Raw genomic sequence first — 21,768 nt, 5'->3', positions numbered from 1 at the left:
TGATTAAACTCTTTATAAAGGTTTCATGAGAACAGGGAGCTTTGAAAAAAGGTCCTGTCCGTTCTCATGGAGGGTTCATGGGAACAAAGAACGCGGCAAAAAGGCGAATCCAGTTCTCATAAAGGGTTCATGAGAACAAAGCACACGGCAAAAAGGCCCTGTCCGTTCTCATGGAGGGTTCATGGGAACAAAGCACACTGAAAAAAGGCTAATCCAGTTCTCATAGAAGATTCATGAGCACAGTGGGCAGCGGAAAAACGCCCACTCCGTTTTCAGAAGCCTATTCAATAGCAACACCAAAATAACATTAATAATGATGTGCTAGAAAGGAGCCATTTAGCTATGACAAAAACTCGTCTGGGAAAAACAAACCTGTTTATCCACCCTATTGGACTTGGAGCAAACGCTATTGGTGGACATAATATTTATGAAAATATCGATGAGGCTGTTTCCAAACAGATTGTCCACACGGCTGTGAGTCATGGCATGAACTTTATTGATACTGCTTACTATTATGGGCTTGGCCGCTCTGAAGAGCTAATTGGCGAGGTAATGAAGGAACATGGGAAGCGGGAGGATTTTGTGATCGCTACAAAGGCATCCCATACCTTCTCTGATGGAAAAATGGTTCATGATAATTCTCCGGAATTTCTTATCCAAAGTGTAGATGAAGCGTTAAGAAGACTTCAAACCGACTATATTGATCTGTTTTATATTCACTTTCCTGACGAAAAAACGCCGAAATATGAGGCGGTTGGGGCTTTAAAACAATTGAAGGATGCTGGAAAAATACGGGCGATTGGCGTATCTAATTTTTCCCTCGAACAGGTAAAGGAAGCCAATCAGGACGGTTATGTTGAAGTGCTGCAAGGGCATTACAACTTATTTAATCGGGATGTCGAAAACGAAACCTTTCCCTATCTTCCATCCCGTGATATATCCTTTATTCCCTATTTTCCCTTGGCAAAGGGCTTGCTAACAGGCAAATATCATAAGGATACAAAGTTGACCGAACAACAAAAAAAGCATCCATTATTTAATGAGGAAAACTATTTCAGCAATCTGGAAAAAGTCGAACAACTACGCCAAATAGCGGCTGACAAGAACGCTGAGGTCACACATATAGTCCTTTCATGGTATTTATCGAGAGGGCCGATTGATGCCGTAATTCCCGGTGCAAAAAAACCTGAGCAAATACTGAACAACATCAAAGCTGCTGAGGTTCAATTAACAGAGGAAGAAATCACAAGGATCGATACCATTTTTAATTCCTAAATGAAACAAGTGCCTGCCCCAAAGCATAATACAGCGGGAGCAGGCACTCTCTCTAAAGAAAGTTGTTAATATCTTCTAGTCATGAATGGATTTTATAATCATGGTTTCTCCTATATACTATGTTAGTGGATATTTCGTTTTGTGATAAATAGTTTGTTTAATAGAGTATTTTTGCGAGAAGGAGGAAAATGAATTGTCGCTTAGAGGAGAAACAATGAATGCCGAAATACGCCAATTAGATGAAAAAGGCTCGGGGCAGGCAGTCATTTGGCGTGAAAATGAGCAAGGCAACATGAAAAAATTAAAACTTACCATCCCGCAAACACTTCCGGGAGAAAAAGTAAGTGTCATTGTCGACAAACCTGACCGAAGAAGATGGCGGGCAATGCCGGAGGAAATACTGGAGTCACATCCAGAAAGAACGTCTCCGCGATGCCCTCATTTTGAAATGTGCGGCGGCTGTGTATGGCAGCATTGGCAATACCAAGGCCAGTTAAAACAAAAGACCAATCATGTGAAAAAAGCGATTGAATCACAAGGGTTCGACCTGAATTTGGTACGCGATACCATTGGGATGGACGAGCCCTGGCATTACCGCAATAAAATGGAATTTACCTTTGCCCCGGATGGCACGCTTGGGCTGCATGAACAAGGCAATTTCCGAAAAGTCATTTCCCTTGAGACCTGCTTAATTGCGGGGAAGGAGATGGTCGAAGCTGCGATGGAAGTAGCGGATTGGGCGAAAAATCATCAATTAACTGGCTATAACAAGGATCTTCATGAAGGTTTGCTGCGCCATTTGATGGTGCGACAATCGTTTGCAACCGGGGAAATCATGCTGGCTCTGTTTGCTACGGAAGCACCAGCTGTTCAGTTAAAAAATGCTGCAGACGATCTAGTAAAGCGGATAACAAATAAATTCCCTAAGGTTAAAAGCTTGCTATGGCTCGAAAATACAGACTGGGCGGATCGCACTCAATCCGAAAGAAGTCATATTCTAGCCGGCCGGGACTTTATTTATGATGAAATGGGTGGATACCGTTTTCGTCTTTGGTTTGATACCTTTTTCCAAACAAATCCGCCACAGGCTCAAAAACTGGTGGATTTGGCGATTGAAATGGGACAGCCGAAGAAAACGGAAAAAATGATGGATCTTTTCTGCGGGGTAGGAACCTTTTCTCTGCCATTTGCTGATCGAGTCGGCAAGCTGGCCGGAATTGAAATTGTTGAAACCTCGATTGAGTCGGCAAAACGCAATGCCAAAGATAACGGTATCGAAAACACGTATTTCTTGGCAAGTGATGCGCGAAAAGGTATTGACCAGGTTTTGGAAAGCTTCGGAAACCCGGAATTATTATTACTTGACCCGCCTCGGTCGGGTGCCGGCGGTAAAGTAATGAGGCGAATCGGACGAGCCAAACCCGAGCGAATCGTTTATGTTTCCTGTAACCCAGATACTTTCGCAACCGATATTAAGGAGCTTGAACCATTTGGCTATTCCTTAGAAGTAGTCCAGCCGGTTGATCTATTCCCGCACACAGTTCACGTAGAAGCTGTCGCATTGCTTGTTTTAACAGAATAACCATTTTCGAAAAATAAACATTTCCGATTGCAGCCCTGATTTTGTGAAAAAATACTTTTCCGATTTCGGGGCTGTTTCATGGTCAATTTTAAATATAGAAAATGATGTAATATTAAATTCATAAGGTGGAATAAGGGAGGGAGGAAGGACTAAAAAACAGCTAAATACTTCGATTGGTGTTGACAAGGTAAATTTTACAAGATAGTCTATATATAGACCAATTGGTATAATTTTTTGAACGAGGTAATAAAATGACTGGAAAAGAAAATTCGAGAGAGAGGTTAATTAAGACTGCCTCAAGACTTTTTCAATTACAAGGGTATCATGCAACAGGTCTAAATCAAATTACGAAAGAGAGTGGAGCTCCAAAGGGTTCCTTATATTATCATTTTCCAGATGGAAAAGAACAACTTGCGATTGAATCTGTACAATTAACTACAGCATTTGTTTCTAAACAAATCGAAGAAGGATTAAATAAATCAACTGATCCTATTGAAGCTATACAATTATTCATAAAAGATATGGCGGAACGTTTCGAAAGAGAGAGTTGTACGGTTGGAATACCGATTGCGGCTGTAGCACTTGAAACGTCCCTTATTAGTGAACCACTAAGGGCATCTTGCCAATCAGCCTATCAAAAATTTCAAAGTGCCTTTACTGAAAAATTAATTCAATCTGGATATGAGGAAAAGCATGCAATGGAGTTAGGTATTGTCATCAATTCAATGATAGAAGGGGCGTTTCTAATATCCTTTACAATGGGGAAAAGTGAACCGTTACGCTTAGTGGCAAAACAAATTCCATCCCTTCTTAAATAGAAATGGTTAGCTTTTTTACTAATTATATAGACTGGTCTAGCAACGAAGGATGCTAAATAAACCAAATTCAAATTAAATCAATTTTCTACAAGTATTAAAAATGAGAGAAGGATCATGATGAAAATATAGTCACTGGTGCATCAGGAAATGTTGGCAGGTACGTTACAGGTGAATTAATAAAAATGGGAGAGCATGTAGTAGCTGCAGGGACAAATCCGCAAAGGCTAAAAGACATCTTTAAAGATAAGGTTGATGCTGTTTATTTTGATTTTACAGACAAAAATAGTTACAAAAAGGCACTTGAAAACGTCGATAGGGTTTTTTTAATGAGGCCCCCTCACTTAGGAAAACCGGAAGATTTATATCCGTTTATTGATGCAATGAAATCACATAATATAAGACTTGTTTCTTTTTTATCGTTAATGGGAGTAGAAAAGAACACAATCCCACCCCATCATAAGATTGAGAAGTATATCGAAGAATTAGGCATTCCTTATGCACATGTACGCCCGGGGTTCTTTATGCAAAATATTTCAGGTGTTCATTCCGTTGAGATAAGGGAGAAGAATCAGATCTTTATTCCAGCTGGAAATAGCAAAACGAGTTTCATAGATGCGGAGGATATTGGATTTTCTGTCGCCGTTTTGCTTCACTCGCCAGAAAAATATAAAAATTCCGCTCATACTATAACGGGGCCAGAGGCTTTAGATTATTATCAAATTGCCGAAATTCTCAGCAGAGTAACAGGTAGAAAGATAACCTATGCAAAACCAGGCTATTTGAAATATCGACGCTATTATATTAAACATCGAGGGTTGGAAAAAGCGTATGTGAACGTGACGGTTGCCCTCTATTTTATGACAAGGATGGGGACAGCAAAGGATGTTACAAACGATTACTTTAACCTAACAGGAAAAACCCCCCATTCCTTTGAAGAATTCGCAATAAAAAATAAAGGCTGTTTCATGTAAAGAATACGAGAATTTCTATAGTTAAAGGGGCGTGCTATTCACCGATAGATAAAATTTCAATTAGCTTAAAATTCGTTTTGTAAGGAGGAGGACTTCTTGGAGACTGTATACGATTTTACTGTGAAAATGACGGATGGTAATGAAAAATCAATGAGGGAATATGAAGGGAAAATACTGCTCATTGTGAATACAGCAAGCAAGTGCGGATTTACCCCTCAGTTTGAAGGACTTCAGAAACTCTATGAGAAATATAAAGAACAAGGTTTTGTGGTTTTGGGTTTTCCTTGCGATCAATTTAAAAATCAGGAATTCAGTAACATAAATGAAACGCTCCAATTTTGCCAAAAGAAATACGGAGTTACTTTTCCGATGTTTGCCAAAATTGATGTAAATGGAGAAAAAGAACACCCTTTATATACATTTTTAAAAGACCAAAAGGGTGGTCTCCTTTCAAAAAACATTAAGTGGAATTTCACGAAATTTTTAGTTGATCGAAATGGAAAAGTGGTTGAAAGATATTCTCCTACAACTAAGCCTAGCAAAATAGAAGAGGATATTGTCAGCATCTTGAAATAAAAAACGGAAAACTTTTTTACACCGAAAAAAAACGTGAAAAAATGCGGAAAACGAGCGAGAGGAGAGGCATTTTTGAATCAAAAAGTAAGTGAAAATGTTATACAAAAATAATTACTTAAATAATCCACGCTTGTCCAATCAATATTATTCTCTATGCATATTTTATCATTGAGAGACAGAAATCTCTCACCATAGACCGCTCCGCAGTATTGCAATCCCTGCATATTGGGATACCTCCGGAGAAGCGTATCGTTCGTTTGATACGCTTCTTTTCATTTCATCAAACACTTAGTAGGGGGAGCAAAAGCACCGACATCAACTTTGATACGCTAACACTAGTTGGGTATTTAGTGGGGTTTTTTAGTGAAGTAGCGAATTTCTGTTAATAATTATGAACTTGTCCAATCATTTTTTAAAAAAATATAATCGCGGGATGTAATCATTATCCCGAAAAAGTAACGGATGTGATAGTTTATGTATGGATACCCAAGCGGATACGGCTTAACTTATAACTTCACAGTAATCGTAGTATTGGTCATTTTATGGTTTGAACTTCTAAAAGCAACATTTTAGATTATGAGGTGAAGAATACGGATGAGAAAATTAAATCAGAATTGTTTGACAACATAACTTTTTGTGATAATATAATACATATAATTCATATGTAAATACTATGAATTTAAGGGTAGGTATAGCTATTTGATTCATTAGGGTATTTCACATCAGTGTGCGGTGGGCAATTAAAAATTTTGCGATAAAAATAAGGGGAGGAAAATAAGTATGGCAATCACAAAAGTACAGACAAAAACAGTTTTAAAGGAAAAGGTATTAGTTGAGGCAGAGACTAGAGGGCATAAAGTTATTATTGATGAACCAGTTGCTTTAGGCGGAACAGATCAAGGGATGAATCCAGTCGAACTTCTTCTATCTGCATTAGGGGCATGCCAATCGATTGTCGCCCGAACTTATGCTAAAAAGTTTGAGATTGATCTGCAAAGTTTCTGGGTTGAACTGGAAGGGGAAATTGACTTGGACGGATTCTTTGGAAAATCAGATGTACGGCCTGGATTTCAAACGATTAACACAGTCTTTCATATTGAAACCAATGCCTCTCAAGAGAAAGTGGAGGCTTTCAAGGAATATATTGAAGCCCATTGCCCTGTAGGTGACACGATTGCAAACAGTGTTAATTTAGCCTCGGCAAAAGTGGTGATTGAAAATCCAATTAAGTAATTTCATAGGACTATTTTAAAAAAAGAGCAGGAATTTTCTAAGGGAGAAAAGTATTATACTGTATAGGTTTTCCAAATACCAGATACGTTTTTCAGGGCTTATTCAATTGAATAAGCCCTTTTAGAAGCAGAAATAACCAAGTAGGAGAAAAAAGATGGATGGATTAATTCGATTTGATGATCAAGTTTGTTTGATTACCGGCGCCGGCAGCCCTTCCGGCATCGGATTTGCCACGGCTGAAATTATTGGCAAGCTGGGTGGTAAAATAGCGATTACCTCTACAACGGAGCGAATCCTTGACCGTGTCAATGAACTAAATGAAAGGGGCATTTATGCTAGGGGTTATATTGCCGACCTAACCGACCGTTCCCAGGTTCAGAAACTGATAGACTCTGTTATCGCGGATTTTAGCCGGATTGATATCCTGATCAATAATGCCGGGATGGCACAGTCAGGATCTCCTGAAATTTATACGGAGTTTGCTAAGATGGAAGATGAGGAATGGGATCTCGGTATTTCCCGCAATCTTACAACCTGCTTTAATGTGACACGGAAGGTAGTCCCTCAAATGATTGAGCAGGACTACGGCCGAATTGTCAATGTTTCTTCTGTTACCGGCCCGTTAGTCAGTTATCCTGGTGAAGCAGCTTATAGTGCCGCAAAGGCAGCGATGGTGGGAATGAGCAAAGCGATTGCGATCGAAACGGCCAAGAATAATATTACGATCAATAATGTTGCACCAGGCTGGATTGCTACCGGTTCCCAGCTTGAGCATGAAAAAATTGCCGCTCTTCATACCCCGGTTGGCAGAGCAGGGCGCCCGGATGAAGTAGCCCATACGATTGCTTTCCTAGCATCAGCGCAGGCTTCCTATATTACCGGCCAGTTAATTGTTGTTGACGGCGGAAATATCCTCCAAGATGACAAAGGGCCAAAAGCTATTACACCTTAACAGATATTTAGAAAAATAACGCCGTATTAGTAGGTAATAACAGCTGGCGTATAATGAGTTGTCCAATGAACACAAAAAGATAGAAGAGGCTGAACAAGTGATCATGGGCGGGTCCAATGAGCATATAAAATGGGGAAGGGCCGAGGCAAGAGTTCATGGGCGGGTCCAATGAGCACATAAAGTGGGGAAAGGTCGAAACAAGTGATCATGGGCGGATCCAATGAGCACATAAAATGGGGAAAGGTCGAGACAAGAGTTCATGGGCGGATCCAATGAGCACATAAAATGGGGAAAGGTCGAGACAAGTGTTCATAGGCAGGCCCAATGAACACATAGAGTGTGGAAGTGCCATGACAAGTGCCCATAGACCCCTCCAATGAACACAAAACCCAATGGAATTTAACACTTTAACGATGAAACTACTACAAGAATTAAACGAGCTTCTAACAGACATCGGTTCCAAAAGAGAAGTTAAGGTAATTGTCATTGAAGGGTCAGAAAAGGTATTTTGTGCCGGGCATAGTTTAAGAGAGATCGAGTCTAGAACGGCAAATGAGGTGCTAAAACTATTTCAAACCTGTCAGCAGGTCATGCGGACCATGCGAGACATTCCACAGCTTGTCATTTCCAAAGTACTTAAAGCGGCTGTGGCAGCGGGATGCCAATTAGTGGCAGCCAGTGATATGGCAATTGCCAGCGACCGAGCAAAGTTTGCCACCCCCGGAATTAATAGCGGGCTGTTCTGCAGCACCCCAGCGGTATTTTTAAGCAGAAATATTGGCCGGAAAAAGGCTGTAGAATTATTATTTACCGGTGATTTTATGTCAGCGGAAGAAGCATTGCAGCATGGATTGGTTAATAAAGTAGTCCCAGCTGAGCTTTTGGATGAGGAGACAGAAAGGCTGGCGAAACAGGTTACCAAGCAAAGCTTAAATATCATTGAACTGGGCAAGAGGCAATTTTACCAGCAAATTAATATGGAAGATTTCCAGGCCCTCCATTATGCTACAGAAGTGATTGCACTTAATAGTAAACATCCGGATGCCCAAGAGGGAATTAGAGCCTTTTTGGAAAAAAGACCACCAGTATGGAGCGATACAAAAGTCCATAAATGAAAATTAATCAAAGGATTAGCTCTCTCAATAAGGGGTTAATCCTTTTTTTGGCTAAAAAGAAAGTAAAAAAATTTTTCGAATTTTATACTCTCTTATGCCGCATAAATTCAACTACGCCTCTGTCTTCGTCCTTAAGGACTCGCCAGTCGGCGAGTTTTCATTAGTCTTTTTAAACCACAGGCTCTGCCTGTGTGCAAACAAAACTTGTAGAGTTGTACCAGAAAAAAACTCCAATCGTTATAATAGAAGATGGCCGTCAAACCAACTTCAAATAACGAGAGGAGTCCTGCCCATGTCGAGCGACAATAGTTTATCACATACAAGGTGGAATTGTAAGTACCATATCGTTTTCATTCCAAAATATAGAAGGAAAATTGTGTACGGAAAATTAAGAAAAGATATTGGAGCGATTTTAAGAAAACTATGTGATATGAAAGATGTAGAAATAATCGAAGCACACGCAATGCCAGATCATATCCATATGTTGGTCAAAATACCTCCAAAGATGTCAGTTTCGTATTTCATGGGATATTTAAAAGGTAAGAGTTCTTTAATGATCCATGATAGACACGCAAACTTAAAATACAATCATGGCAATCGAACATTTTGGGCAAAAGGCTATTATGTAAGTACGGTTGGTTTAAACGAAAAGACAATCGCAAAATATATTCGAGAGCAAGAAGCGGAGGATCGTTTGCGAGACAACATGAGCAAACGAGAATATGTGGATCCATTTAAAGATATGTAAGAGGGTAAACGGTTGACGGTCAATTTTAAGGCCCCTTAAGGGGCTTCGTTGGTAAAGTGCCCTTATAGGGCGAAATTAAAACCGCCGGTTCTACCGGCGGATACTTACTTGTCAGCTCAATGTTTTATAAGCGGGATATATTTAATTGAAGACGGACATTCCATATTCGGGCCATCCCCTGTTGCTTTATCGTAACGCAGATCAAGGCTTTTTTTCGATAAAAAATAAAGGAAATTACTGTCACATAACGAATTGATATATTGATGATATTTTGTTTAAAAATTCTGTTAATTATCCACCGTCTTTCAAGTAGAGTAAGATAGATGGTTGTAGTGCAAGGTTGGCAAGATAGCTTTTTTTAACCAGATTAGTAGCATAGCAATTGAGGGGGAGGCTGGTGAAAAAGTTGATTAGTAAATTTGTAATGCCTGAAGTCATATTCGGCAGCGGGTCGCTTAAGCAGGTGGGCGAGAGCTGCCTTCGGCTTGGGGCAAAAAAAGTTTTAATTGTCACAGATGAAGGCGTAATTGAAGCCGGTTGGCTGGATCAAGTAATCAATAGCTGTGAGGATGCCGGATTATCCTATGGCTGTTTTCAAGATATTACTACAAACCCCAAGGATTATGAAATTGAACAGGGAGTAAAAATATATAATCAATGTGGCTGCGATGCCATTATCGGTGTCGGCGGCGGCAGTGTGATTGATACGGCTAAAGCTATTGCCATACTAGCAACGAATGGGGGAGAAATCTCTGACTATGAGGGCGTTGATCAAATAAAGATTCCTCTCCCGCCGCTTGTCATGGCAAGCACAACAGCCGGGTCAGGCTCAGAGGTTTCGCAATTTTCTGTCATTGTAAACACCCAAAGTAAAAAGAAAATGACCATTGTCTCAAAGTCTCTTGTTCCTGATATCGCCATTATTGACCCGGAGACACTTTCGACGAAAAATGCTCATCTTACAGCATCAACCGGTTTAGACGTGCTGACACATGCCATCGAATCGTTTGTTAGTATTGCTGCGACACCTATGACGGACGTTCATGCCAAAAATGCGATCAGACTGGTTTCCGAGAATCTTCGCCCCTCTGTAGCATCCCAATTAAATGCCACTGCGAAGGAAAACATGGCAATGGCCAGTCTTCAAGCCGGACTTGCGTTTTCCAATGCCATTCTTGGTGCTGTCCATGCCGTGAGTCACTCAATAGGCGGCAGATATCAGATCATGCACGGCGACGTAAATGCGGTCCTGCTTCCGCATGTAATGGAATTTAATTTATTGGCCGCACCAAATAAATTTAAAGAAATCGCCGAATTGCTGGGAGAAAATATTGCTGGACTATCCTCCATCGAAGCCGGTAAAAAAGCGATTGACTACGTAAAAACACTGTCACTTGATATCGGAGCGCCGCAGCGATTATCGGAAATGGGCTTCGAAGAATATATGATTAAAGAAATCAGTGAAATCGCCCTAAATGATGCCTGCATGATTACAAATCCCCGCGACATTACTGCCGTTGATGTAGAAAAAATACTGAGATTAGCCTTATAGGGAGATTGTCATGGAAAATAGAGAAAAAATGATCGAACTTTTAACCGGAGTTCAATCATCCAAAAGAAATTATTATACCGAGTTAAAAAAAACCGTTAACGAACTGCAAAAGAAGAATATCCAGCTGGAAATCATCAACGAAGTAATGAAAAGCTTTAATGTTGAAATGACCATCGACGAGATGCTGAAAAATGTATTGGAGAAACTAAAAACGATTTTTCCAATTGAACGAATCAGTTTATCTCTGACAATCGGGAAGGAACTTATTCTGTCAAACGTTTATCCAGTTGAATTGTTTCATATCGCCCCGGGGTCTCCGATTCCCAAAAAACAATCATTATATTGGCATGTTTTAAGAACAGGCAGACCGTATTTTTATCTTACAGGATCCGGACAGGGGGATAAACGCTGGTATGAAGAGGATTCATTTGAAAAAATGGGACTGGTGAGCAATCTTTTATTCCCGTTGACTCGAAAAGGGAAAGTGAGCGGGATCCTTGCATTGGGGAGCCAAGAAAAAATCGAAAACTATCCGCCGGATATCTCGTTTTTTCAACAATTATCCGATCAGCTTGCAGTCTGTATGGAAAATACCCGTCTTTTTCAAGAAGTTCTAAACACAAAAAAGCTATGGGAAGAAACCTTCCAAGCTGTTTCAGATGCGATTTTCATCGTTGATCTAGAGGGGAATATTCTTCAAGCAAACGATGCTGCCCACAACTGTTTTTTGAAAAAGCGCGGGGCTGCCAGGCAAAATATACAATCTTTGCTTTTCCCACAGGAAGAGCGCCTCTTTAAGGAAACCATCCTGACAAAATCGACTTCTACAGGAGAATTATTGATTGGAAAAAAGGTGTTTGAATGGAACTGCTATCCCATCTTTGATGAGGTCAATACACTGTATGCTTCGATTATATATTTGAAGGATGTAACCGCGAAAAGAAGAATAGAGACGCAACTACTTCAATCCGGAAAACTGGCGGCTATTGGGGAGATGGCCGCTGGTGTAGCCCATGAGCTGAATAATCCTCTGACAGCGATTATGGGTAATTCCCAGCTTTTGCTCCGAAAATTGGAGATGGATCCCTCTCACAAAAAGCTGTTGGCGGATATTTATGAGTGCGGGAAACGGAGTAAAAACATCATCCAAAATCTGTTAACGTTTTCCCGGCAGGAGGAATATCTTTTTGAAAAATGTTCGGTCAATGAAGCGATTACCCAAGTATTGGGGCTGATTGGCAATCAGCTGCAGAAGCAGGCTATTCAGATTGAAACCGATCTTGACGATTCTCTTCCGCTCATCGAAGGGAGTAGCCAGCAAATAAGTCAAATTATCTTAAATTTACTGTTAAATGCTAAGGATGCATTAGAGGAAGCTCATCAAAAGGATCGGAAAATTATCCTGCGGACATGTAAACAGACAATTGATGGGTCCAATGTCCTCGTTTTAGCGGTGGAGGATAATGGCAGTGGGATAGAAGAAGCTGTGATCTCGGAAATTTTCCATCCTTTCTACACGACAAAGAATGCCTCTAAAGGTTATGGATTGGGCTTATCCGTCAGCCTTGGAATAGCTGAGGCTCACGGCGGGACATTACAAGCAGAAAGTATACCCGGTAAAGGGAGTGTATTTAAACTAATTTTACCAATTCAGTAGGTTGGAAGAAAAAGGAAGGTGAAAAAATGCCAGATATTTTAGTAGTTGACGATGAAAAAGAAATTTGCCATTTCCTTAGCCACCTTTTATCTGATAAAGGCTATTCCGTCAACGTTTGTACGAGCGGGAAAGAATTCGACCGGCTGATAGTGGACAGGGCATTTGATTTAGCTTTTCTGGATGTCCGGCTGCCCGACCGCAATGGCCTGCAAATTCTGCAAAGTCTAAAAGAAACCCAGCCGCTTTGTAAAGTCATCGTCATGACTGGCTATGGGACCGTTAAAACAGCTGTAGAGGCGATTAAGCTGGGAGCCGACGATTTTATTGAAAAGCCATTTGATCATATTGAGGATATTGAGAATCTTGCCGACCAATTATTAGGAAACGGACCGGCGCCTGCCGTTAATTGTGTTCATGAGCTGGCCAGCCGTCTTGATTGTTTTATCGGGAAAAATGAAGAAATGAATCAATTATATACATTGGCATATAAGTTTGCGCAAAAAAATGTTACTGTATTGATTCAAGGAGAAACTGGGACAGGAAAAGAAGTACTTGCTCACTATATCCATCAAGCAAGCTTGCGAAGGGATTCCCCCTATATGGCTGTTAATTGTGGCGCCATTTCTGAAAACTTGCTGGAAAGTGAATTATTTGGTCATACCAAAGGGGCCTTTACGGGAGCAGCAAGGGAGCGCAAAGGTTATTTTGAACTGGCAGGGAAGGGAACCTTATTCCTCGATGAAATCGGCGAGGCCTCCTTAGCGACCCAAGTCAAACTTCTCAGGGTCCTGGAAACAGGAGAGTATATCAAAGTTGGCGGGGAACACACCGAACGCAGCAAAGCACGGCTGATTGCCGCTTCCCACGTGGACCTGCAGCAAGCAGTTGCCAGAGGAACTTTCCGAGAAGACCTGCTCTATCGGCTGGATGTTGTCAAACTGACGATTCCACCATTACGAAAACGGCTCGAGGATATCCCGAACTTTATCGATTTCTACATGGAGAAACAGGGGTTAAAACTTACCTTTACCCAAGAGACATTGAACTATTTGCAACACTACAATTGGCCGGGAAATGTCAGAGAGCTCGTCAACGTCATCAAAAGAGCTGCGGCTTTGGCAGAAGGCGAAACATCGGTCATTACTCCGGAATTCCTTCCGGCAAAATTAACTGCAGCCACTTCCAAACAGGAAACAGCTGCTACGGTCGATACATCTGATATCAAATTGGGATTTGAAGAATACTTAAAAAAGTGGCAGCTGGAAATGCTGGAAATGTGGAAAAAGGAAGAAACTTTTGGTTTACATAAGGTACTTGCCATGATGAAATCACTGGAAACGGAAACAACCAATACCTTTATTCAAAAGGCCTTGAAAAAAACAATTGGCAATCGTGCGGAAGCTGCACGACTACTAGGGATCACCGACCGAAAATTGCGGTATTTATTAAATGAAAAAAATAAAAAGCAAGTGGAGTAACGGCATCTGTTTTGCTCCACTTGCTTTTGCGTTTTTCCAGTTTACCTCCCAAAACGGTGATCATTCCCCCTTATTTAGAGTCCTAATTCCTTTCGCTCCGCTTCCGTATAGACCCGGGAACGCGTTAAGAAGCGTTTTCCTTCGGGGCCTTCCAGGGAAAACATTCCGCCCCTTCCTTCGACCACATCGATGATGAGCTGAGTATGTTTCCAATAATTGAATTGCGCCCGATTCATATAGAAAGGACAATTCCCGATTTCACCGAGCAAGATATCAGAATTTCCGATCATAAACTCTTCCTGGCGATAACACATAGGAGAGCTGCCATCACAGCAGCCTCCAGATTGGTGAAACAATAACGGGCCATGTTTCTCCGTTAATTTCCCGATTAATTGAAGTGCCTCATTTGTTGCTGTTACCCGTTCGACCATTCATATCCCCCTATTTACTGGTTTCAAACGAGATTTTTAAAAGAATCCCAGTGCATCTGGGCTGTAGCTAACTAAAAGGTTTTTCGTTTGTTGATAGTGGCTCAGCATCATTAAATGGGTTTCCCGGCCAATCCCGGACATTTTATAGCCACCAAATGCGGCATGAGCAGGATAGGCATGATAACAGTTTGTCCACACACGTCCTGCCTGAATAGCTCTGCCAGTGCGGTAGGCCTTGCTTCCATCCCTTGTCCAAACCCCAGCACCCAACCCGTATAATGTGTCATTGGCGATTTGTAAGGCCTCTTGTTCATCTTTGAAAGTTGTGACAGACACAACCGGACCAAAAATCTCCTCCTGGAAAATCCGCATTTGATTACTCCCTTTGAAAACGGTCGGCTTGACATAATAACCGTTTTCGAATCCGGCAATGACGTTCCTTTCACCGCCTGTCAGCAGTGCTGCCCCTTCTTGTTTCCCAATATCGATATAGGAAAGAATTTTTTCCATTTGTTCATTGGAGGCTTGTGCTCCCATCATGGTTTCCGTATCAAGCGGATTTCCGGTCTTAATTTGTTTCACTCTTTCCAGGGCACGTTCGATAAATTGATCGAAAATCGACTCTTGAATCAGTGCCCGCGAAGGACAGGTACAAACTTCTCCTTGATTCAAGGCGAATAACACAAAGCCTTCGACGGCTTTATTTAAAAATGCGTCATCCTGTTCCATAATATCTTCGTAGAAAATATTTGGTGATTTGCCTCCGAGCTCAAGTGTAACTGGAATAATATTTTGTGAAGCATATTGCATGATCAAACGGCCTGTTGTCGTTTCTCCGGTAAAAGCAATCTTGGAAATTCTGCTGCTGGAGGCAAGGGGTTTTCCTGCTTCCAAACCAAAACCATTGACAATGTTAAGGACGCCCGGCGGCAATAAATCCCCGATTAATTCCATTAGTACCATGATGGATGCGGGTGTTTGTTCCGCTGGTTTTAAAACGATGCAGTTCCCGGCAGCCAATGCAGGGGCAATTTTCCATGTAGCCATTAATAATGGAAAGTTCCATGGAATGATTTGGCCGACCACACCTAACGGCTCATGAAAATGATAGGCAACGGTATCATTGTCAATTTGACTGAGGGAGCCTTCCTGTGCGCGAATCGCTCCCGCAAAATATCGGAAATGATCAATAGCAAGAGGTAAATCGGCATTCAAGGTTTCCCTCACTGCTTTTCCATTATCCCAAGTTTCGGCGACTGCAAGCTTTTCTAAATTCTCTTCCATCCTGTCGGCAATTTTATTTAAGATGACCGCTCTCGTTGCAACAGAGGTACTGCCCCAGGCTTTTTTTGCCGCATGTGCTGCATCCAATGCCTTTTCAATATCCGCTTCACATGAACGGGCAACTTCACAAAACACTTCACCCGTTACCGGTGATATATTTTCAAAATATTTCCCGCCAACCGGTGCCGTCCATTCACCATTGATATAATTCTCATAGCGTTTTTTAAAGGTAATAACTGATCCCGGTTCTCCTGGTTTAGAATATATCATTACACTGTTTCCTCCTGCTATTAAGTTGAATATAAAAACATTACTACATCTTTAATACGACGCGCCCGTTGATTTTGCCGGCTGCCATTTTATCAAAAACTTCATTGATAGAATCAAGCGGGGCTGTTTCGATTTGCGCCCGAATTTTTCCCCGCGCGGCAAAATCAAGTGCTTCCTGCATGTCTTTTCTCGTGCCTACAATCGAACCTTTTACCGTTACACCATTGAGGACGGTATCGAAAATCGGAATTGGCAGTTCATCATGCGGTAAACCAACGACAACCATTGTGCCTCCGCGTTTAATAGATTGATAGGCTTGTTCAAATGCCTTTTTGGTGACAGCGACACTAACGGCAGCTTGAACTCCACCTACTGCCTCCTTAATCGACTTAACCGGATCGGTTATCATACCGTTAACGGTCAGATCTGCACCTAACTCTTTTGCCAACTCTAGTTTTTCGTCATGAATATCGACCGCCACAACATTGAAGCCCATTGCTTTTGCATATTGAAGGGCGATATGACCGAGGCCGCCAATTCCAAAAATCGCGACCCAGTCACCGGGTTTAGCTTCTGATACTTTAAGAGCTTTATAGGTTGTGACACCTGCACAGAGAATCGGAGCGACCTCCACCGGGTCTAGACCATCAGGAATTCTGGCAACATAATCTGCTGGTGCTTTACAATATTCTGCATAACCGCCATCCACGGAATATCCGCCATTTTGCTGATGCGGACAAAGCGTTTCCCGGCCGCTTAAACAATATTCACATTCACCGCAGGCGGAATATAACCATGGGATCCCAACCCGGTCACCTTTTTTCAGCGATTTGACACCGTCGCCAACTTCTACCACAACTCCTACGCCTTCATGCCCTGGAATTAATGGGAGTTTTGGTTTTACCGGCCAATCTCCATGTGCCGCGTGAAGGTCGGTATGACAGACGCCGCAGGCTTCAATTTTCACCAGCACTTCGCCATACTCCAAGTTTGGTTTTGGCACTTCTTTAATCTCCAAATTCTTCTTGAACTCATTAACAACTGCTGCTTTCATTTTCATTCCCCCTTGTTTTGTTCGTACGCTTTCCTATAATGCAAGTACCATACCAACTTTAAGAAGATTAGAAATATTGGGAAAAATAATTAAAACTTGGCCTCTTCCGCCGAAATTTTGGCTGAATGTTCCAAACTATTGGCTGAAATAGCCGATAAATCTACGACTTCGATATTTTAAAGATATTAATAGAAGGATCTTTCATGGCGGTATGAAATCGTCACAACCATAGTTGCTCCACTCGAAGAATTCTTTTTCCTCTTTACATCCTGTTAGAGCTTCGTTATATTCAAAATATAGGGAATTTACTGAAAAAGTATTGCGGCTTGGGGGGATTGGCATGGAAGAGCAGATCCGGATACTTATGGAACGGAAAAAAAAATTCCTGATCAATAGTCTCATTTTCTTGTTCGTCTTTTATTTTGGTCTGCCTTTTTCTTTAACTTTCTTTCCCGAATGGATGAATCGGTCCATCTATTTCAATGGATTAACATGGGGCTGGATTTTTGCTTTTGCTCAAATCCCGATGACTTGGATTTTGGGAAGCGTTTACGCACATAAGGCTAACGATTTAGACAGGCTGCAAGAAGAAATGAAGCAAGGGGGAGAATGTGAATCTTACCTATTTTACGTTTTTCATTTGTATCATTGTATGCACCCTCATTATTACATACTGGGCGGCAAAGCGAAGTAAGACAACGAACCGCTTTTATACGGCTGCGGGGAGCTTAACAGGTTTTCAAAATGGATTGGCAATCTCCGGTGATTATATCAGTGCTGCCTCTTTTTTGGGAGTCGTCGGCACCATTGCGATTAATGGATATGATGGTTTCTTGTATTCTGTCGGCTTTTTGGTGTCTTATTTGGTTGTGATGTTTTTAATCGCCGAACCGGTTCACCATCTTGGAAAATATTCGCTGGCGGATGTCGTCTGTTACCGGTTTAATCGTAACAGCATCCGCTCTGTTATGGCGTTTGGGACTTTATTAATCTCATTTCTTTATATGATTCCGCAATTAGTTGCTTCCGGTTTGTTGCTCCGTTTACTGCTTAATATTGATTATTCGATTTCTGTTGTCGTGATTGGCGGCCTGATGACGATTTATGTGGTGTTTGGCGGGATGATTGCCACCTCATGGGTGCAAATAGTCAAAACGGTCGTTCTCCTATCTGGAACCTTCCTGCTATCCCTGATCGTGTTATCGCGTTTTCATTGGAGTCCTTCTGCCGTCATGACCGAAATCATCCAGCAAACGCCGCTCCGTGAGCAATTTTTTATCCCTGGACAGCTGCTCAACAGCCCGGTAGAATTAGTTTCCCTGCAGCTTGCCTTATTGCTTGGAACAGCCGGCCTGCCGCATATTCTGATTCGGTTTTTTACCGTGAAAAATACGAAGGAAGTGCGTCGGTCACTCCTTAGTGCTACATGGATCATCGGGATTTTTTATTTGATTACGCTGGTCCTCGGGTTTGGGGCCATTGCCTTAATCGGTTATCAAAAATTGGTAGCAGCGGACCCCACCGGAAATTTGGCAGCCCCATTAATGGCCAAGGAACTTGGCGGGGACTTTCTCTTAGCGTTTATTTCGGCGATTGCCTTTACCACGATCGTAGCCGTTGTTGCAGGATTGGTGATTTCCGCGACAACCGCTTTTTCACATGATATCTATCATCATATTATGAAAAAAGGGACAACCTCAGAGGAGGACCAGCTGCGTGCGGCAAGATGGTCGGCCCTGGGAATTGGCTTGATTTCTACGATATTTGCGTTACGGATGGAAAATATGAATGTGACTTTTTTGGTGTCATTAACCTTTACAGTTGCTGCTTCTAGTAATTTTCCGGTACTTTTATTAACAATCTATTGGAAACGGTTTAATCAAACAGGGGCAATCGTGGGGATGGTGACCGGAATGATTGTATCGCTGGCCTGTTTAATTTTAGGACCCCATATTATGAATCCGAACGGTGGCTGGATTACCAGTAAACCGCTCTTTCCGTTATATAATCCTGGTATTGTTGCCATCCCTGTTGGTTTTTTTAGTGCGATCATTGCTAGTCTAATTTTTCAAAAATCATCCCAGTCGGCGGATGAAGAAATGGCACCATTTTTTATTAAAGCACAAACGGGAATTGATATGAGGGGTAAAAGCATGTGAAAGAAATGACGATACTTTTATTTGAACGCCTTGGTTTATTATTGATTATTGCCTTTGTCCTGACCAGGTTTCCAGGCTTTAAAACATTGTTAAACCGAGAATTTAACCTGAAGATGTCACTTGTTCATGCGGGCGTTTTTGGTTTGTTCGGAATCGCCGGCACGATGGCAGGCGTGGTGATCGATGGGGAATCGGTCAGTCATTTTGCCTTTGTCATGACGGCAGTTGAAAAAGACCAATTAGTGGTAAGTTTAAGTCTTGTCGCGGTTGTGATTGCCGGGCTCCTCGGCGGTCCGATTGTTGGTACGGGGGCCGGGCTGGTTGCCGGAATTCATTTATTGTTTTTGGGCGGGGTGGGCTGGCTGGCCAATGGTTTGGTCAATCCATTAACCGGTCTGCTGGCGGGATTGACGGCCCGTTTTTTTTCTCAGGAGCGGGTTATTTCGCCGTTAAAAGCGTTATTTATTGGTGTTTTTCCGCCCATTTTGCAGATGCATCTTTTGCTTATTTTGCAACCGGTGGGGAGTGACATTATCGATAAAATCGGCTTGCCGCTCGTGTTGTCCAATAGTCTGGCGATTGCCATTTTTACCGCGATGATTGCGATTGTCCTCAAGGAGCAGGAGAATGAAGCGGCGCAGGCAACGAGGCAGGCATTAACCATTGCGGAAGAGGCACTGCCATTTTTAAAAAAGCATCACTCTAAAGAAATGGCTGCCGGGCTTAGTAATCTATTAAGAGAGCGGTTAAAGCTTGCGGCCGTGTCGGTAGCGAATAAACAGGAAGTATTGGCCTACACCGGAATAGGTGATGACCATCACCAACCGGGTCAGCCCGTGGGTCCTTCGCTTGCCCATGAAGCGATGGAGACAAAGGAGATGAAAGTAGCCACGACCCGTTCGCAAATTGAATGTTCTCATAAGAGCTGTCCATTTGAAGCGGCGATTATGATCCCCATTACAGAAGCAAATGATGTGATCTGGCTGATCACCTTTTATTTCCGAAAAGCCCATCATATCCGCCCTGTTGAGCTTGTTTTAGCACAAGGTTTGGGGCAATTACTTTCCAACCAGCTGAACGTGTTAGCTGCGCAAAGCTTGAAGCTTCATATTCGTGATGCGGAACTGCGAAATCTTCAAGCCCAAATTAACCCTCATTTTCTCTTTAATACATTACATTTGATTGCTACTTTATTTCGCGAAGATCCAAAAAAAGCCCGTCACATCACCGTCCAGCTGGCGCAATATATGCGTTTTAATCTAAAGCTGGTGTCCAATCCGCTCGTACCACTGGAAAAAGAGTGTGATCATGTCAATGCCTATATGGAAATTATCCAAGCGAGATTTACCAATCAGCTGAAGATTGTTTTTCGGTGTCCGGAAACCATTCCGAATGTATTTATACCGCCGTCGACGATCCAGCCGCTGGTTGAAAATTGCATTCAGCATGGGCTTCGCAATATTGCCAGCGATGGAAAAGTAGAGGTCATGATTCAACAAGAGGACGGCCGCTTGCGCGTGATCGTCCGCGATAATGGCTGCGGCTTTCCACCAGAGCTGCTAAACGAGGTGACGAATAAACCACTGAATGAACACCAAAATAGTGGGATGGGTTTATTCAATGTTAATCAGCGTTTAATCAGTTTATTGGGTGAAGAGGCGAAACTTCACGTAGGTAATCTTGCTTCAGGAGGAAGTGAGGTTTCGTTTCAAATTCCAATGGAAGATCTAAACCTAAAAGGGGGGTTTTAAGGTGAAAATTCATGCGATGATTGCCGAAGATGAGCTAATGGCGAGAAAAGAATTATTCTATTTGTTATCGCAGGAAGAGGATGTGGAACTATGCCCAAGTGCGGAAACGGGGGAGCAGCTGCTCGAATTATGCAGCGAATACGAACCGGATGTTATTTTTCTTGATATCCAGATGCCCGGTATATCCGGGATTGAGGCAGCGGGAAAGCTGATTGATCAAGCCGTTCATTATCCGCCATTATTTATTTTTACAACAGCCTATGATGAGTACGCGATTGCGGCCTTTGACCTGGAAGCAGTTGACTATCTGTTAAAACCGTTTGATGAGCTGCGTTTTCAAAAAGCAATGAAACGCCTGCGAAACCAGTTAAGGCAGCGGGAACGGAAGCTAATGGAACCCTATGTTTCCAATCCGAAATCTTCCGGGCCGGTGAAATTACTGATTGATGATGGAGAGCGGACGGTTGTTATTTCACCGGATATGATTTATTTTGCGATGCCGCACAAGCGGATACTGGAAATTCATACAAAAGACAGAGTGATTATGAGTCGAATGACGCTGCAGGACTTGGAAAAAAAGCTTGTAGGGTTTCCCTTTTTCCGCACCCATCGCAGCTATCTAGTAAACTTGAATTATATTAAGGAAATCACTCCATGGTTTAATGGTACGAGCAATATCACACTCAAAGATATGGAGCACATCCAGATTCCGGTCAGCCGGACAGCACGGAAAATGCTGTTTCAAATGTTTGAAAATAACCATTAATCCCGAATACCAAACCATTTATGCATTTATATCGACCATTCAAACAAAAATCCCCGTAAAATAATTGAAAATTCATATAATTAGGGTAAGCGCTTT

General features: G+C 42.1%; 19 protein-coding genes. 16 read left to right on the top strand and 3 right to left on the bottom strand.

Annotated elements, in window-relative coordinates:
• Window positions 1–342 precede the first annotated feature (342 nt).
• The 12 genes from RCG24_RS11190 to RCG24_RS11135 all read left to right on the top strand — a co-directional run bounded on the left by RCG24_RS11190 (window position 343) and on the right by RCG24_RS11135 (window position 13,957).
• Window positions 343–1,275: an aldo/keto reductase gene (locus RCG24_RS11190; RefSeq protein ID WP_308076960.1), complete on the top strand. Its 933-nt coding sequence runs from the start codon at window positions 343–345 to the stop codon at window positions 1,273–1,275.
• A 214-nt stretch (window positions 1,276–1,489) separates the two neighbouring features.
• Window positions 1,490–2,857 (top strand): 23S rRNA (uracil(1939)-C(5))-methyltransferase RlmD, encoded by a 1,368-nt coding sequence (gene rlmD / locus RCG24_RS11185; protein WP_308079155.1) that lies wholly within the window; start codon window positions 1,490–1,492, stop codon window positions 2,855–2,857.
• Window positions 2,858–3,108: 251 nt separating this feature from the next.
• Window positions 3,109–3,675, top strand: coding sequence for a TetR/AcrR family transcriptional regulator (locus tag RCG24_RS11180; protein ID WP_308076959.1), 567 nt, complete (start codon window positions 3,109–3,111; stop codon window positions 3,673–3,675).
• 125 nt (window positions 3,676–3,800) lie between these two features.
• Window positions 3,801–4,646 carry an NmrA family NAD(P)-binding protein gene (locus tag RCG24_RS11175; protein WP_308079154.1) on the top strand — a complete coding sequence of 282 codons (846 nt, stop codon included), beginning with the start codon at window positions 3,801–3,803 and terminating at the stop codon, window positions 4,644–4,646.
• Between the two features lie 96 nt (window positions 4,647–4,742).
• The gene (locus tag RCG24_RS11170; protein ID WP_308076958.1) at window positions 4,743–5,222 is read left to right on the top strand and encodes a glutathione peroxidase; all 480 of its coding nucleotides are present in this window, start codon (window positions 4,743–4,745) and stop codon (window positions 5,220–5,222) included.
• A gap of 780 nt (window positions 5,223–6,002) precedes the next feature.
• Complete coding sequence (locus RCG24_RS11165; protein ID WP_308076957.1) at window positions 6,003–6,455, top strand: OsmC family protein; 453 nt, start codon at window positions 6,003–6,005, stop codon at window positions 6,453–6,455.
• A gap of 154 nt (window positions 6,456–6,609) precedes the next feature.
• Window positions 6,610–7,407 carry an SDR family NAD(P)-dependent oxidoreductase gene (locus tag RCG24_RS11160; RefSeq protein WP_308076956.1) on the top strand — a complete coding sequence of 266 codons (798 nt, stop codon included), beginning with the start codon at window positions 6,610–6,612 and terminating at the stop codon, window positions 7,405–7,407.
• A 392-nt stretch (window positions 7,408–7,799) separates the two neighbouring features.
• Window positions 7,800–8,522 (top strand): enoyl-CoA hydratase-related protein, encoded by a 723-nt coding sequence (locus tag RCG24_RS11155; RefSeq protein WP_308076955.1) that lies wholly within the window; start codon window positions 7,800–7,802, stop codon window positions 8,520–8,522.
• Between the two features lie 292 nt (window positions 8,523–8,814).
• Window positions 8,815–9,270, top strand: a complete 456-nt coding sequence (gene tnpA / locus RCG24_RS11150; protein ID WP_308076954.1) for an IS200/IS605 family transposase — start codon at window positions 8,815–8,817, stop codon at window positions 9,268–9,270.
• A 424-nt stretch (window positions 9,271–9,694) separates the two neighbouring features.
• A complete protein-coding gene (locus RCG24_RS11145) occupies window positions 9,695–10,822 on the top strand; it encodes an iron-containing alcohol dehydrogenase (RefSeq protein WP_308079153.1) in 1,128 nt (375 codons plus the stop codon).
• 10 nt (window positions 10,823–10,832) lie between these two features.
• Complete coding sequence (locus tag RCG24_RS11140) at window positions 10,833–12,479, top strand: ATP-binding protein (protein WP_308076953.1); 1,647 nt, start codon at window positions 10,833–10,835, stop codon at window positions 12,477–12,479.
• A 26-nt stretch (window positions 12,480–12,505) separates the two neighbouring features.
• Window positions 12,506–13,957, top strand: coding sequence for a sigma-54-dependent transcriptional regulator (locus RCG24_RS11135; RefSeq protein WP_308076952.1), 1,452 nt, complete (start codon window positions 12,506–12,508; stop codon window positions 13,955–13,957).
• Window positions 13,958–14,031: 74 nt separating this feature from the next.
• Here the strand turns inward: RCG24_RS11135 and RCG24_RS11130 are convergent, their stop codons facing one another.
• From RCG24_RS11130 to adhP, 3 genes are read right to left on the bottom strand one after another with little or no spacing between them, the layout of a single operon-like run.
• A complete protein-coding gene (locus RCG24_RS11130; protein ID WP_308076951.1) occupies window positions 14,032–14,388 on the bottom strand; it encodes a DUF779 domain-containing protein in 357 nt (118 codons plus the stop codon).
• 36 nt (window positions 14,389–14,424) lie between these two features.
• Window positions 14,425–15,942, bottom strand: coding sequence for an aldehyde dehydrogenase (gene adh, locus RCG24_RS11125; RefSeq protein WP_308076950.1), 1,518 nt, complete (start codon window positions 15,940–15,942; stop codon window positions 14,425–14,427).
• A 43-nt stretch (window positions 15,943–15,985) separates the two neighbouring features.
• On the bottom strand, window positions 15,986–16,996 hold the full coding sequence (gene adhP / locus RCG24_RS11120; RefSeq protein WP_308076949.1) for an alcohol dehydrogenase AdhP: 1,011 nt from the start codon (window positions 16,994–16,996) through the stop codon (window positions 15,986–15,988).
• A gap of 340 nt (window positions 16,997–17,336) precedes the next feature.
• Between adhP and RCG24_RS11115 the strand changes: the two genes are divergently transcribed.
• The 4 genes from RCG24_RS11115 to RCG24_RS11100 are packed head-to-tail and all read left to right on the top strand — an operon-like array spanning window position 17,337 to window position 21,672.
• Window positions 17,337–17,690, top strand: coding sequence for a DUF485 domain-containing protein (locus RCG24_RS11115; RefSeq protein ID WP_308076948.1), 354 nt, complete (start codon window positions 17,337–17,339; stop codon window positions 17,688–17,690).
• Window positions 17,608–19,155: a solute symporter family protein gene (locus RCG24_RS11110; protein WP_202655021.1), complete on the top strand. Its 1,548-nt coding sequence runs from the start codon at window positions 17,608–17,610 to the stop codon at window positions 19,153–19,155. Before RCG24_RS11115 ends, RCG24_RS11110 begins: the two co-directional genes overlap by 83 nt.
• 5 nt (window positions 19,156–19,160) lie before the next feature.
• Window positions 19,161–20,906 carry a LytS/YhcK type 5TM receptor domain-containing protein gene (locus RCG24_RS11105; RefSeq protein ID WP_308079152.1) on the top strand — a complete coding sequence of 582 codons (1,746 nt, stop codon included), beginning with the start codon at window positions 19,161–19,163 and terminating at the stop codon, window positions 20,904–20,906.
• A 1-nt stretch (window position 20,907) separates the two neighbouring features.
• Window positions 20,908–21,672 carry a LytR/AlgR family response regulator transcription factor gene (locus RCG24_RS11100; protein WP_202655023.1) on the top strand — a complete coding sequence of 255 codons (765 nt, stop codon included), beginning with the start codon at window positions 20,908–20,910 and terminating at the stop codon, window positions 21,670–21,672.
• Window positions 21,673–21,768: the final 96 nt, after the last annotated feature.

The sequence above is a fragment of the Neobacillus sp. OS1-32 genome, from assembly GCF_030915425.1.
GTDB classification, from domain to species: Bacteria; Bacillota; Bacilli; order Bacillales; family Cytobacillaceae; genus Neobacillus; species Neobacillus paridis.
This window is presented reverse-complemented; position numbering and strand designations above follow the sequence as displayed.

Bases quoted from the DNA above. Each gene is read 5' to 3' on its own strand.
- RCG24_RS11190 (WP_308076960.1), top strand. From the start codon at position 343: ATGACAAAAACTCGTCTGGGAAAAACAAACCTGTTTATCCACCCTATT.
- rlmD (WP_308079155.1), top strand. From the start codon at position 1,490: ATGAATGCCGAAATACGCCAATTAGATGAAAAAGGCTCGGGGCAGGCA.
- RCG24_RS11180 (WP_308076959.1), top strand. From the start codon at position 3,109: ATGACTGGAAAAGAAAATTCGAGAGAGAGGTTAATTAAGACTGCCTCA.
- RCG24_RS11165 (WP_308076957.1), top strand. From the start codon at position 6,003: ATGGCAATCACAAAAGTACAGACAAAAACAGTTTTAAAGGAAAAGGTA.
- RCG24_RS11160 (WP_308076956.1), top strand. From the start codon at position 6,610: ATGGATGGATTAATTCGATTTGATGATCAAGTTTGTTTGATTACCGGC.
- RCG24_RS11155 (WP_308076955.1), top strand. From the start codon at position 7,800: ATGGAATTTAACACTTTAACGATGAAACTACTACAAGAATTAAACGAG.
- tnpA (WP_308076954.1), top strand. From the start codon at position 8,815: ATGTCGAGCGACAATAGTTTATCACATACAAGGTGGAATTGTAAGTAC.
- RCG24_RS11145 (WP_308079153.1), top strand. From the start codon at position 9,695: ATGCCTGAAGTCATATTCGGCAGCGGGTCGCTTAAGCAGGTGGGCGAG.
- RCG24_RS11140 (WP_308076953.1), top strand. From the start codon at position 10,833: ATGGAAAATAGAGAAAAAATGATCGAACTTTTAACCGGAGTTCAATCA.
- RCG24_RS11135 (WP_308076952.1), top strand. From the start codon at position 12,506: ATGCCAGATATTTTAGTAGTTGACGATGAAAAAGAAATTTGCCATTTC.
- RCG24_RS11130 (WP_308076951.1), bottom strand. From the start codon at position 14,388: ATGGTCGAACGGGTAACAGCAACAAATGAGGCACTTCAATTAATCGGG.
- adh (WP_308076950.1), bottom strand. From the start codon at position 15,942: ATGATATATTCTAAACCAGGAGAACCGGGATCAGTTATTACCTTTAAA.
- adhP (WP_308076949.1), bottom strand. From the start codon at position 16,996: ATGAAAGCAGCAGTTGTTAATGAGTTCAAGAAGAATTTGGAGATTAAA.
- RCG24_RS11115 (WP_308076948.1), top strand. From the start codon at position 17,337: ATGGAAGAGCAGATCCGGATACTTATGGAACGGAAAAAAAAATTCCTG.
- RCG24_RS11105 (WP_308079152.1), top strand. From the start codon at position 19,161: ATGACGATACTTTTATTTGAACGCCTTGGTTTATTATTGATTATTGCC.